We start from the raw sequence: 12,275 nt of genomic DNA, 5'->3' as shown, positions 1-12,275 counted from the left end.
GAATTGCCCGGTTTTCTGTTTTGGGACGTCCATTGTTGCCTAGACGGTCCGCGTACGAACTGCTTTGACCCTGGTCTTGCGACCACGATCAGAGGACGATGACCTTGGCGCCGACCGAGGCGCGATCATAAAGGTCGATGACGTCCTGATTCATCAGCCGGATGCAGCCCGACGACATCGCCTTGCCGATCGAGTTCCATTCCGGGCTGCCGTGCAGGCGGTAACCCATGTCACCGCCCTTGTTGAACAGATACATGGCGCGAGCGCCGAGCGGGTTCTTCAGGCCCGGCTCCATGCCGCTGGCGAACTTGGCGAGTTCCGGCTGGCGCTTGATCATCTGCGACGGCGGCGTCCAGGTCGGCCACTCACGCTTGATCGCGATATGGGCGGTGCCATGCCACTCGAAGCCCTCGCGACCGACGCCGATGCCGTAGCGGATCGCCAGGCCGTCGCCCTCGACGAAGTAGAGGAACTTGTTCTGCGTATCGACGATGATCGTGCCGGGCTTTTCCTTGGTGTCGTAATTCACTTCCTGGCGGTGATACTTCGACGGCACCTTCTCGATCGGGATGCGCGGCAGCTGGTAACCGGCATCGGTCACCGCGCCATAGTCGTTGGAAAATATCTGCCCGCCAATGGTGCTGCAACCGGCGAGTGCAGTGGACAGCGCCATTGCGGCAACTATTGCGAGCGACTTCATGCGCATGAGGTGATCCGGAGCCCCGCCCAAACTTAGAGCGGCACGAGTCGGCCGCCTTCTCGCCATCATTCATGCTGGCATTTGCTTTGCTTGCCAAGCACGCGATGCCTATATCCAGGACCTTACCTGCTGGTAAGCGTATCACTGCGGCATTTCGGCAACAGCCTCCGCCGGATTGTGAAGCAAATTCAATGGGCCTGAACCGCGGGCCTGCAAAATCAGGGAAACCGCCATGAATGTCGGCGACGCCGCCAACCGCTCGGGCCTGCCGGCCAAGACCATCCGTTACTATGAGGAGATCGGCCTGATCGCGCCGGCGCGCGCCGCCAACGGTTACCGCGACTATTCCGGCGACGACATCCACCGGCTGGCCTTCCTGCGCCGCGCGCGCAATCTCGGCTTTTCCATCGACGATTGCCGCCAGCTGATGGCGCTCTACCAGGACCGCAGCCGCGCCAGCCACGACGTGCGCGAGATCGCCGCCGCCCATGTCAAGGCGATCGAGGACAAGGTGCGCGAGCTGCAGTCGATGCGTTCGACCCTGCAGACGCTGATCCATGCCTGCCATGGCGACAACAGGCCGGACTGCCCGATCCTGGACGATATGGCGGGAGCGGCTGGCGACGGAGCCGTTTCGGCGAGGCGATAGCGAGAAGAGGTTTGCCGGCCGGCGCGATGACCTCGTGTACCCATCCGTTCAATGTCTGGAACGGACCGGATAGGCGTGCTTCGGCTGACTCGCGCGCGAAAACTGATTTAGGTAAGTCTAATATGCTAATTGGCTAAAGTACGGAACGTCCAATGCACAAGAACGGAACCAAAGCGGTTACGTCAGACCTTTGCGCTCATGACGTAAGACTTTAGTCCTGCCGTCTTATAGTTAAGAACGGAAGGTGATCGGCATGACATAGGGCCGCGCCGGATCATTACCAGACTGCGCTCAGACAAATTATGGTGCGATCGCGGAAGGCGCTCGGGTTGCCCCCGGAGCCCGGTTGGCTGCCTGTGGCCGGTAGCCTCGTCCAGTCTCCACCCGGCAAGTCGCATTCTCGCCATGGAGCGGAGATGACCGAGATCGTGAGGCCCGCAACCGACAGCCAGGTGTCTTACATGGTGCTGTTGAACATTCTGCGGGAAGTCATCGCAAAGCAAGTCGGGGCACAGGATATCTCGGCCCAGGTCGGCATGACCGCGGATGCCATCGAGAGAATCCGGTCCTCAGGACTAGAAGAAAGCCCGGCTAGAAACCGAGCATCGAAAATAGGAGGATTGCGCTATATGCTAATTTGCTAAAGTAATAGAACATCCGATGGACAAGACCGGAACTAAAGCGGTTACGTCAGACCTTCGTTGGCGAGATGCAAGACTTTAGTCTTGCGATTCTTTATAGTTAAAATTGAAAATTAATCGACACGGCATGAGGCCACGCCGGATCAATACCAGATTATACTCAGGAAGATATGGTGCGATCACGGAAGGCGGCGCTGTACCTGGTGATCTCTCTGTTTTTCGAGAAACAGCTTGGCGTGTTCGCCCCATTCAGGAACCGTGGTCTTGTGCTCCTGAACGAACTTGCCGAAGGCCTCGCGCAGAGCGGCAAGGTCAAATGCCCAAAGATGTTCGCCCTTATCGTCGTTCAACGTCACTTCACCAGCCCCATCGAGTCGATGGTATTGCCTCCAAATTAGGCGTTCAAGAGCTGAGGTCTGACTTCTTTTGGGGGCTTTTGGGTTTCTCAAAGCGAAATCGCCCTTTGTGGGCGATCATATTTGACAGACCCGGCCAAATCGCAACGGGCCGCCGCCTTCCCTCTCGGTCTGATTCCGTACAAGCATTTGTTATTGAAAGACCCGGTTCAGCGGGCTTACAAATTGGACGTTAACCATTGCTCGGCAGGGGAGGCTGCGATGGTCCCAACTCACATAGAGATCGCACAGTCGGTCATAGAAACCAGCTACAGATTGCGGCATCATAGCCTGGCGGGAACAGCCGCCTTCCGCCGGGACATGGATCAATCCCGTAAGGCTATCAAAGCGTCACGCGAACTGCTGAAACGCCTCCGCGGCCGGCACAGGGCGCTTGATTGGGAAGGCGCCGACCCGGCTCCGGTTGTCGTCTCCGCGTTCGATGCCGACATTCTCCGCTCTGCATTCCGCGAACTGGTCAGGGAAACGAATTTGCCAGAGTGTCAGTGGCGCGATATCGCGGCGAGCCTGGTATACGAATACACCGGGTGTGAGCGAGTGGAAGCTTGCTTGGTGGATTGGATGACCGGCAAGTAGGCGCTACCGAACCGTAGGGGAATGGCCGGCACCGTGCCCCTTTGGGTCCAAGCACTCGTACCGGCCATGCAGGGTGGGGGAAATGGGATGTGGGTGGCCCGCGTCACGCACTATGCTCTAACTCAGCGATACCTAAATTTAGTCAAAAGGCTTACCCAGCCGTAGGCGGCCTGACCGGTCCTGTGGTGTTCCACCGGATGAACTCGACTTCCTGCCCGGTGATGTCCCGCACAGCCTTTAAAAGCACGTCATGCAGGGTCCGCGTTGCCCGGTAGTGGTCGCAATGCGGCGATATGAGCGGCTTGATGATGCTTAGGTGCAACGCCTCCGCTGCCGCCAGAAAGCGCTCGATTTCAGCCTGCGACAACTGCTTTGACGGTTTCGACCTAGCCATTGCGATCTCCTACGAGAATCGCCCCACCTAGGATTATCGTCCTGCAATGGTCGTTCGGCGTAAAGGCCTTCGTTGCGCAATTGACGATTTCGGCTCTCGTTCCTGATAAGATCGCAGAGCCGCGACCGCCATCCCAAATCACCTGGCCTTGCGCTGCCGGCGTGCGTTCGTTGGCCGAAGATTAAGGCATTCGCCGGGTTCAAACCGTGAACAGAATCTGGCATGGTGCCTGCCATGCCAATCATCTCCCCTATCGCAATCAATCCATTGATCGACGGACGCCAGTCGGAGCGTGCCATGCTCGTGCGGCGTGGCGTGCAGCGGCTGCTCATGGACATGGGCGCGCATGTGTTGCCTGAGCTGTCGCTGGCGACCGGCCGCCGCGCCGATCTTGTGGCGCTGACCCGGCAAGGCGACATCTGGATCATCGAGATCAAATCCTCGATCGAGGATTTTCGCGTCGATCGCAAATGGCCCGACTACCGGCTGCATTCCGACCGCTTCTTCTTCGCCACCCATCCCGGCGTGCCTTCGGAGATTTTTCCGGAGGAGTGCGGGTTTATCCTTTCCGACGGCTACGGCGCCGAAATCCTGCGCGACGCACCAGAGCACCGCATGGCGGCGGCAACGCGCAAGGCGCTGATGCTGCGGATCGCACGCGCCGGGGCTTCGCGGCTGCTGGCCGCGGAACTGGCAGGCGTGTCGGTGCCGGCGCTCGACGGGGAGAGCGAGTAGCTTCCGGACGCGCGCTACTCCTCGCTCTCCTCGCCAGCCGCCGGTGCCATCAACAGCACTGCGGCGCCGAGGATGGCGGCGATGAAGGAGCCGGCGAGGATGCCGACCTTGACGGCGTCCTGCAGCGCGACATCGCTGGCGAAGGCGAGCAGGCCGATGAACAGGCTCATGGTGAAGCCGATGCCGCAGAGCAGCGAAATGCCGATCATATGCCGCCAGCCGGCATGGGCCGGCAAATCAGCCAGCCCAAGCCCTATGGCGAGCGCGGAGGAGCCGAACACGCCGACCAGCTTGCCGAGCACGAGGCCGGCGGCGACACCCAGCGTCAACGGCTCGATCAGCGCGCCAAGGCTCAGGCCGGCGAACGAAACACCGGCATTGGCAAAGCCGAAGATCGGAATGACGATGAACGGCACGATCTTGTGCAGGCCATGTTCGAGCCGATGCAGCGGCGAATGGTCGAGGTCATGGCCGATCCCGGCGGAGCGTTCGAGCGGAATGGTCAAAGCCAGCGCCACGCCGGCAAGCGTGGCATGGACGCCCGATTTCAGCACCAGCACCCACAATATGGCGCCGAGTACCAGGTAAGGCACCAGCGTCATCACCCGCATGCGGTTGAGCACGACGAGCGCGGCAATGACGGCGAAGGCCGCCCCCAGATACGCCAGCGACAGGCCGCTGGTGTAGAAGATGGCGATGATGATGACGGCGCCGAGGTCGTCGATGATGGCAAGCGCGGTGAGGAAAACCTTCAGCGATGCCGGCACCCGGCTGCCGAGCAGCGACAGTACGCCGAGCGCGAAAGCGATGTCGGTGGCGGTCGGGATGGCCCAGCCGGCGAGCGCGGCCGAATTGCCGCGGTTGACGAAGACATAGACCAGCGCCGGCACCACCATGCCGCCGGCGGCCGCGACGCCGGGCAGCACGCGCCTGGGCCAGGTCGACAGCTGGCCGTCCAGCATCTCGCGCTTGATCTCGAGGCCGACGAGCAGGAAGAACACCGCCATCAGCCCGTCATTGACCCAGTGCGAGACGCTGAGCGGGCCAAGATAGGCGTGGAGAACGGAGAAATAGGTTTGCGAGAGCGGCGAATTGGCGACGATCAGCGCCAGCGCGGCGGCCACCATGAGAATGACGCCGCCGGCCGCCTCGCTGTCGAGAAATTCGCGGAAGACGGATTTTTGCCGCTCGTCGTGCATGTATCCTCCGTTGCCTGGTGTGGCGGCCGGGTTCCTATCGCTACAATGATGCGCAGGCGTCGCCGGCACCGCAAGACTTCTGGTTTCCTAAGTCTGCATAGTTCGCATTGGCAGTTGGCGTGCCTCGACGTTTGGCCGGGAACGCCCATCACTTCGTCATCCTATGGCGAAGCAAGGAGCGAAGCGACGCGGCGCAGACCATAGTATCCATGCCGTGACTTCAGAGCGCTGCCGCGGTGCCGAATTCTGTTCCGTTGCACTCCGCGGCTGGTGTCACGGCATGGATCATTGGTTCTTCGCTCCGCTTCGCGTCGCTACGCCCAAGGATGACGAAGCTCTGTTCAGCGCGGCGCGCGCTTGGCCAGTATGCGCTGCAGCGTGCGGCGATGCATGTTGAGCCGACGCGCGGTTTCGGAAACGTTGCGCTCGCACATTTCGTAGACACGCTGGATGTGCTCCCAGCGGACGCGGTCGGCCGACATCGGATTTTCCGGGGGCGCGGCGCGCTCGCCGGCGGTGCGGGTGAGTGCGGCGAAGATGTCGTCGGCATCGGCGGGTTTCGACAGATAATCGACGGCGCCGAGTTTTACCGCGGTCACCGCGGTGGCGATGTTGCCGTAGCCGGTCAGGATGATGGTGCGGGAGTCCTCGCGCTTCTCGCGGATGGCGGCGACGACGTCGAGCCCGTTGCCGTCGCCGAGCCGCATGTCGACCACGGCGTAGGCCGGCGGATTGGCGCGCGCCTTGCCGACCGCCTCCTCGACGCTCTCGGCCGTCTCGACCACGAAACCCCTGGTTTCCATGGCCCGGGCCAGGCGTGTGAGGAACGGCTTGTCGTCATCGACGATCAGAAGGGAGGTGTCCTCGCCTTCAACCATTGCACCGATATTTTCATCGCCAGTCATCGTCTTAAAAATCCTGCTGCCTTAATTTTACGCAGATATAGTTTTGCGTCGCTATTGTCCAATTTACGCAGTGTCAAACATCGTCGCGGGCGCCGATTCCGGGTTCAGGAAGACGTTTCTGGGCCACGAAATCTGCACCACGGCGCCCTCGCCCAAGCCGCTCGAGTTGCGGAAGTCGAGCGTGGCGCCGGAGCGTTCGAGCAGCGTCTTGGCGATGAACAGGCCAAGCCCCAGGCCACCGCCGGCTTCATTGCCCTGGCGCGTCGACATATAGGGCTCGCCGATGCGGTCGATGATCTCGGGCGGGAAGCCGGGGCCGTCGTCGATGATCGAGAAGGTGACGATGGCCTCGTCCCAGCTCCAGCGCACGGTGACGCTCTTGCGGGCGAAATCGACGGCGTTCTCGACCAAATTGCCGAGGCCGTAGATGACGCCCGGATTGCGGCGCCCGACCGGTTCCGGCCCGGTTCGCTCGCCGGGGCGAAGCTTGATCGAGATGCCGAAGTCGCGATGCGGCGCGGTGACCTCCTCGACCAGCGAGGTCAGCGGCAGACGGGAAAGATGCGCTTCGCCCTCGGTCGACAGGCTGGTCAGGCGCTTGAGGATTTCACGGCAGCGTTCGCTCTGGGAGCGAAGCAGTTTTACGTCCTCGCCGTATTTTGGATCGCTGCCGAGTGCTTTTTCCATCTCCTTGGCGACAAGCGTGATGGTGGCGAGCGGCGTGCCAAGCTCGTGCGCCGCCGCCGCCGCGAGGCCGTCGAGCGCCGAAAGGTGCTGCTCGCGCTGCAGCACCAGTTCCGTGGCGGCAAGCGCATTGGCCAGAAGCCGGGCTTCGGCCGCCACCCGGAAGGCATACATCGCCGTGAAGGCGATCGAGGACAGCACCGCCATCCACATGCCGGCGACATAGATGAAGGGCATCTCCAGCGGCGCGCCCTCGTGCCAAGGCAGCGGCAGGTGGATGAACACAAGCAAGGTCGCCGCGATCATCACCAGCCCGCCGAGCAGCGCGGTCAGCCGCAAGGGCAGCGACGTCGCCGAGATGACGACGGGTACGGTCATCAGCAGCGAGAACGGATTGGTCAGGCCACCGGTCATGTAAAGCAGGCCGGCAAGCTGCAGGCTGTCGAAGATCAGGATGCCGAAGGCCGCGAACGGGGTGAGCCGGTGCGCCGCCGGAAAGCGGAAAGCGAGATACAGGTTCATCCAGGCCGAGCAGGCGATCAGCGCGAAGCACAGGCTGACCGGCAGCGGGAATTTCAGGCCATAGGCGACGACGAGCACCGTCACGCTCTGGCCGACAATGGCAAGCCAGCGCAGCCGGATCAGCGTGTTGAGGCGCAACCGCTGGCTCTGCTGGAAATCGGGCGAACGCAAAACGTTGATCATGGCCATGGATTACAGCCGCAGGAGGGCAAGCGCTAGTAGCGGTGCGCAGTCGGCATTCGCGATTGGCCGAGGCCCCCCGACGTCGTCATCCCTGGGCGAAGCAGGAGCGAAGCTCCGTCGCGGAGACCCTGGGATCCATGCCGCGACCCTGGACGTGGAGTGCAGCGGTGCAGAATTCTGGACCGTGGTGACGCTTCAGAGTCCCGGTATGGATCCTCGGGTCTGCGCCGCGTCGCTGCGCTCCTTGCTCCGCCCGTGGATGACGAAGTGGTTGATGTTTGCGCCAAAATTTCAAGGAACCCCTCCTGATCCAAGCGGTCCGCCCAAGCTTCCCGAGGCTAGGTGCCTCTGGGCTTGGCGCGGGCGGTAGCGGCGGCGAGCAGCGGATTTTCCGGCCAGACATGCTTGGGATAGCGGCCGCGCATGTCGGCGCGCACATCCGCCCAGGAGCCGCGCCAGAAGCCGGGCAGGTCGCGCGTGGTCTGGATCGGCCGGTGCGCCGGAGACAACAGTTCCAGCGTCAGCGGTACCGTGCCGTTGGCGATCGAAGGATGCCGGTCGAGGCCGAACAGTTCCTGCACGCGGATAGCCAGCACCGGCCATTCGCCGTCATAGCGGATCGGTACGTGGCTGCCGGACGGCGCGTCGAAATGGGTCGGCGCCAGCGTGTCGATCTTGCGCTGGAGATCGTGCGGCACGAGCGAAGCCAGCCCGGCGGAAATGGCGCCTGAATCAATGGCGGCAAAGGATGCGGCCCCGGACAGGAACGGCAGCAGCCAGTCGTCGAGATGTTCGAGAAGCGCCGCATCCGACATGTCGGGCCATGGCGACCCAAGCCCACGATGCAGCCAGGAGAGCCGCTGGCGCAGCGTCTTGGCCTCCTTGCCCCAGCTCAGCAGCGACAATCCGTGTTCGCGCAAGGCATCAAGTATCGCTTTGTCCGCATCCGCGCCTGAAGGCGCCGGCAGCATGCGCTCGGCGAGCGTGATGGCGCCGAGGCGCACGGTTTCGCGCACCCGCACGGCGCGGCGCTCGCGATCGAAGCTCGTTTGCCGGCGCGTTTCGATCCGGTCGGCCAGCGCGGCGCGGATGTCGTCCTCGCCGATTGCCGCCGCTGCCGCGATGCGCGCATTCTGCGCCTTGCCCTGCAGGTCGGCGACGACCAGAAACGGCTCGCCGGCCAGCGGATCGGCGGCATCGAGCATGGCGCCGGAGCCATTGGCCAGCACGAAGCGCCCGCGTTCACCGCGCGCCTTGGCGACGCGGTCGGGCCAGGCGTGGATGAGCAGAGGACCGGCTGAAGCAACTTCGCTGTTTTTTGTACCGCCCACCTGCCTAGCCAACCTCTCAGCCAGTTGCCGCGCGGCGGTGGCGCGCGACGATCCCTCCCCACGAAAGCGCATCAGCCGTCGCTCCAGATCAGCGCCGTCGCCGCCAAGCCCGCGTTCGGTGAGCAACACGGCCAGCATGGCCGCCTCCCCGGCATGGCCGCTCTTCGCAGCCTCGGCGACCATATGCGCCAGCCGCACGGGCAGGGCGAGTTTGCGCATCGCCATGCCCGCTTCGGTCAGACGCCCGGCCTCGTCGATGGCATGGAGCGCGCGCAGCAGCACCCTTGCCTCGTTGAGCGCCGGGGCCGGCGGCGGATCGAGGAAGGCGAGCGTCGCGGGATCGGCGACGCCAAAGGCGGCGCAGTCGAGCAGCAGGCCCGAAAGGTCCGCTTCGAGGATTTCCGGCGGCGTGAAGGCTGGCAATGCCGCTGTCTGCTCGGCGCGCCACAGCCGGATGGCGACGCCAGCCTGGGTGCGCCCGGCGCGGCCGGCGCGCTGGTCGGCGGATGCCTTGCTGACGCGCACGGTTTCCAGCCGGGTGAGACCGCTGGCCGGCTCGTAGCGCGGCAGGCGTGACAGGCCGGAATCGATGGCGACGCGTACGCCGTCGATGGTGATCGAGGTTTCCGCGATCGAGGTCGCCAGCACCACCTTGCGACGGCCCGGTTGCGCCGGCTTGATCGCCGCGTCCTGCGCTTTGCCGTCAAGCTGGCCGTAAAGCGGCACGATATCGGTATCGGCGCCGACCTTGCCGGACAGCCGCTCGGCGGTGCGCTCGATCTCGCGCTGGCCGGGCAGGAAGGCAAGCACGCTGCCGCTTTCGTTCGCGAGAGCGTTGCGGATCGCCTTGGCCATGGCGTCCTCGATAGGGATGCCGGCCGGTCGTTCGTCGTAGCGGATGTCGACGGGGAAGGCACGGCCCTCGCTTTCGATCACCGGCGCGCCAGACAGGAGTTTTGCGACGCGCGCGCCATCGAGTGTCGCCGACATCACCAGCAGCCGCAGGTCCGGCCGCAGGGCGCCTTGCACATCGAGCGCCAGCGCCAAGCCGAAATCGCCATCGAGCGAACGCTCGTGGAATTCGTCGAAGATCACCGCCGAGACGCCGGGCAATTCGGGATCGTCGAGGATCATGCGCGCCAGCACGCCTTCGGTGACGACCAATATCCTGGTTTTTGCCGAGGTGCGGTTTTCCATGCGCATGGCATAGCCGACGGCGGCGCCGGGTTCTTCGTCGAGCAGTTCAGCCATGCGGCGGGCGGCGGCGCGAGCGGCAAGCCGGCGCGGTTCGAGGAGTACGATCTTGCCGGCACCCAGCCACGGCGCATCGAGCAGCGCCAGCGGCACCAGCGTGGTCTTGCCGGCGCCGGGCGGCGCCACCAGCACGGCGCTGTTGCCGGTGTCGAACACCTCGCTCAGCGCCGGCAGCACGGCTGATACCGGAAGCTCCGGCAAGGGTTTTGCGGTCATCGCGTCCGCATATCAGCGGTCACGGTCGCCGTGCAACTGGCACCAGCTCAGAGCCGGGTCCGCGAAAACGGGTTCCAGCGCACCGTGCCCAGCCTTACTTCCTCGCGCACCATGGTCAGCAAGCCGGAACCGCCGACGACCGCGAGGCCGACCAACGACAGCCAGTCGGGATATTCCTGGAAGAACAGCGCGCCGAGGATGACCGCCCAGACGATCTGCGAATAATGCGTCGGCGCTATACGGTTGGCTGGGGTGTATTTGGCGGCGAGCAATTGCAGCAATTGTCCGCCTGCGGTGAAGGCGCCGGCCAAAGCCAGCCAGACCAGCTGCATGGCATTCGGCAAGGTGAACGAGGTGGCGGCGGCGCCGAGCCCGTTGAACACCAAGCCGTAGCCGACAAGCACGCCGAGCATCGACGTGCGCTTCTCCTGCTGGGCGAGCGAGCGCATCAGGATGACGCTGGTCGCGGCGAGGAAGGCAACCAAGAAGGCGGCGAGATGGCCGAGGTTCAATTCACGAAAACCCGGCCGCACCACCAGCATCACCCCGGCAAAGCCGGCGACCACGGCCAGCCATCGCCAGGGGCCGACCTTTTCCTTCAGGATGACGGTCGACAGGATGGTGACCAGCAAGGGTGCCAGGAAGATCAAGGCGTAGACTTCGGCCAGGGGAATGTGGGTGAAAGCATAGACGCTGAGTACGCCGGACGCGATGCCGGCCCAAGCCCGCGCCTGCACGGCCCATGGCCGCTTCATGCGCCAGAAATCGCGCCAGCGTTCGCCCGCCGGGCGGGTGAAGAACAGGAAACAGCCGGCAAACAAGGTCGCGAAGAAACCGATCTCGAAGACGGTGAACTGTCCGCCCAGGCTCTTGATAACGGCATCGCTGCCCGAATAGCTTGCATAGGCGATCAGGGCGAGCAGAATTCCGTTCGTCACGTTGTTCCATTTCCGGGGAGAGAAGCATTGAAAATACTGGCTCTCGGTGCGCATCCGGACGACATCGAGATCTTCATGTTCGGTACGATGGCCGCCTATGCGGCGCAAGGCGCAGAACTCACTTTTGCCGTGGCCACGGATGGGGCCAGGGGCGGCAAGAGCGATCCTGTCATTCTCGCCCGTGTCCGGCGCGAGGAAGCCACGGCCGCTGCCGCGCTGCTGGGGGCGACGCCGCGCTTCCTCGACTTTGCCGACGGCGAGCTGGTGGCCGACGCCGCACTGATCGGCGCACTGAAAGGGCTCATTCGCGAGATCGGGCCGGACCTTGTGATCACGCACGCGCCCAACGACTATCACGCCGATCACCGCGCGCTGTCCGACGGCGTGCGCATCGCGGCCTCGTTCGGCGTTCCGGTGCTGCATGCCGACACGATGGGCGGTACCGGATTTTCGCCGACGCACTATGTCGATATTTCCGCCCATGCCGAGATCAAGGCGCAGGCCATCCGCATGCACCAATCGCAGGACCCGGACCGCTTCGCCGACGCCGCCCGGACGCAGAACCTTTTTCGCTCCGGCCAGTGCAATGGTGCGCAAGCCTCGCAGGCCGAAGCCTTCCGCTTCGAGCCGATATTTCCTTTCGGCGACATTCGCGCGCTGCTGCCGCCGGCACCACCGATCCGGACAGTCATGGTGAGCACCAAGAAGGTCGACTGAGCCGGGAGACGGCCTGCGAGCCTGGACTCCGGCAGCGCTGCACATTGAGTTTTCGTGGGCAACGCCATCGCGTCCGGGCAATGTCGTCCCCCACTCCGTCGCCGCTTCGCGGCGCCACCTCTCCCCCCTCCGGAGGGCTAGTGTGCGCACACATTTGCTTCGTGCTTTGATCAAGCGTGAAGAAGCGACGCCGGAAAATGGCTTGAAGCGTTTGA

At 63.7% G+C, this 12,275-nt stretch carries 13 protein-coding genes; 5 read left to right on the top strand and 8 right to left on the bottom strand.

The features are described from left to right. Nucleotides 1-88: 88 nt before the first annotated feature. On the bottom strand, nucleotides 89-706 hold the full coding sequence (locus X743_RS152625) for a L,D-transpeptidase (RefSeq protein ID WP_013891441.1): 618 nt from the start codon (nucleotides 704-706) through the stop codon (nucleotides 89-91). 226 nt (nucleotides 707-932) lie between these two features. Between X743_RS152625 and cueR the strand changes: the two genes are divergently transcribed. Together cueR and X743_RS152635 are read left to right on the top strand one after the other, a co-directional pair. Further along, on the top strand, nucleotides 933-1,349 hold the full coding sequence (gene cueR / locus X743_RS152630) for a Cu(I)-responsive transcriptional regulator (RefSeq protein WP_023766313.1): 417 nt from the start codon (nucleotides 933-935) through the stop codon (nucleotides 1,347-1,349). 416 nt (nucleotides 1,350-1,765) lie between these two features. Then, nucleotides 1,766-1,993 carry a hypothetical protein gene (locus X743_RS152635; RefSeq protein ID WP_023766312.1) on the top strand — a complete coding sequence of 76 codons (228 nt, stop codon included), beginning with the start codon at nucleotides 1,766-1,768 and terminating at the stop codon, nucleotides 1,991-1,993. A gap of 176 nt (nucleotides 1,994-2,169) precedes the next feature. Here the strand turns inward: X743_RS152635 and X743_RS1000000172085 are convergent, their stop codons facing one another. Then, a complete protein-coding gene (locus X743_RS1000000172085) occupies nucleotides 2,170-2,340 on the bottom strand; it encodes a hypothetical protein (RefSeq protein WP_156934436.1) in 171 nt (56 codons plus the stop codon). A 129-nt stretch (nucleotides 2,341-2,469) separates the two neighbouring features. Between X743_RS1000000172085 and X743_RS152645 the strand changes: the two genes are divergently transcribed. Then, nucleotides 2,470-2,982 carry a hypothetical protein gene (locus tag X743_RS152645; RefSeq protein WP_245264234.1) on the top strand — a complete coding sequence of 171 codons (513 nt, stop codon included), beginning with the start codon at nucleotides 2,470-2,472 and terminating at the stop codon, nucleotides 2,980-2,982. A 151-nt stretch (nucleotides 2,983-3,133) separates the two neighbouring features. Here the strand turns inward: X743_RS152645 and X743_RS152650 are convergent, their stop codons facing one another. After that, nucleotides 3,134-3,376: a hypothetical protein gene (locus tag X743_RS152650; protein WP_023766309.1), complete on the bottom strand. Its 243-nt coding sequence runs from the start codon at nucleotides 3,374-3,376 to the stop codon at nucleotides 3,134-3,136. Between the two features lie 234 nt (nucleotides 3,377-3,610). On the opposite strand from X743_RS152650, the gene X743_RS152655 reads away from it, so the two are divergent. Further along, nucleotides 3,611-4,111: an MmcB family DNA repair protein gene (locus X743_RS152655; protein WP_023766308.1), complete on the top strand. Its 501-nt coding sequence runs from the start codon at nucleotides 3,611-3,613 to the stop codon at nucleotides 4,109-4,111. Nucleotides 4,112-4,125: 14 nt separating this feature from the next. On the opposite strand, the gene nhaA is transcribed toward X743_RS152655, so the two are convergent. The 5 genes from nhaA to X743_RS152680 all read right to left on the bottom strand — a co-directional run bounded on the left by nhaA (nucleotide 4,126) and on the right by X743_RS152680 (nucleotide 11,343). Next, nucleotides 4,126-5,310 (bottom strand): Na+/H+ antiporter NhaA, encoded by a 1,185-nt coding sequence (gene nhaA / locus X743_RS152660; protein ID WP_023766307.1) that lies wholly within the window; start codon nucleotides 5,308-5,310, stop codon nucleotides 4,126-4,128. A gap of 341 nt (nucleotides 5,311-5,651) precedes the next feature. Beyond that, nucleotides 5,652-6,215: an ActR/PrrA/RegA family redox response regulator transcription factor gene (locus tag X743_RS152665; RefSeq protein WP_013891447.1), complete on the bottom strand. Its 564-nt coding sequence runs from the start codon at nucleotides 6,213-6,215 to the stop codon at nucleotides 5,652-5,654. A gap of 63 nt (nucleotides 6,216-6,278) precedes the next feature. Next, on the bottom strand, nucleotides 6,279-7,610 hold the full coding sequence (locus tag X743_RS152670) for an ActS/PrrB/RegB family redox-sensitive histidine kinase (protein WP_032923119.1): 1,332 nt from the start codon (nucleotides 7,608-7,610) through the stop codon (nucleotides 6,279-6,281). A gap of 332 nt (nucleotides 7,611-7,942) precedes the next feature. Next, a complete protein-coding gene (hrpB, locus tag X743_RS152675; protein WP_023766305.1) occupies nucleotides 7,943-10,405 on the bottom strand; it encodes an ATP-dependent helicase HrpB in 2,463 nt (820 codons plus the stop codon). Nucleotides 10,406-10,452: 47 nt separating this feature from the next. Continuing rightward, nucleotides 10,453-11,343, bottom strand: coding sequence for a DMT family transporter (locus X743_RS152680; RefSeq protein WP_023766304.1), 891 nt, complete (start codon nucleotides 11,341-11,343; stop codon nucleotides 10,453-10,455). A 27-nt stretch (nucleotides 11,344-11,370) separates the two neighbouring features. Between X743_RS152680 and X743_RS152685 the strand changes: the two genes are divergently transcribed. Then, entirely contained in the window at nucleotides 11,371-12,060 is a 690-nt protein-coding gene (locus X743_RS152685) for a PIG-L deacetylase family protein (RefSeq protein ID WP_023766303.1), read from the top strand. Nucleotides 12,061-12,275: the final 215 nt, after the last annotated feature.

The sequence above is a fragment of the Mesorhizobium sp. LNHC232B00 genome, from assembly GCF_000502435.1.
Taxonomy (GTDB): domain Bacteria; phylum Pseudomonadota; class Alphaproteobacteria; order Rhizobiales; family Rhizobiaceae; genus Mesorhizobium; species Mesorhizobium opportunistum.
The sequence above is the reverse complement of the archived record's forward strand: the minus strand, read 5'-3'. Positions and strand labels throughout refer to the sequence as shown.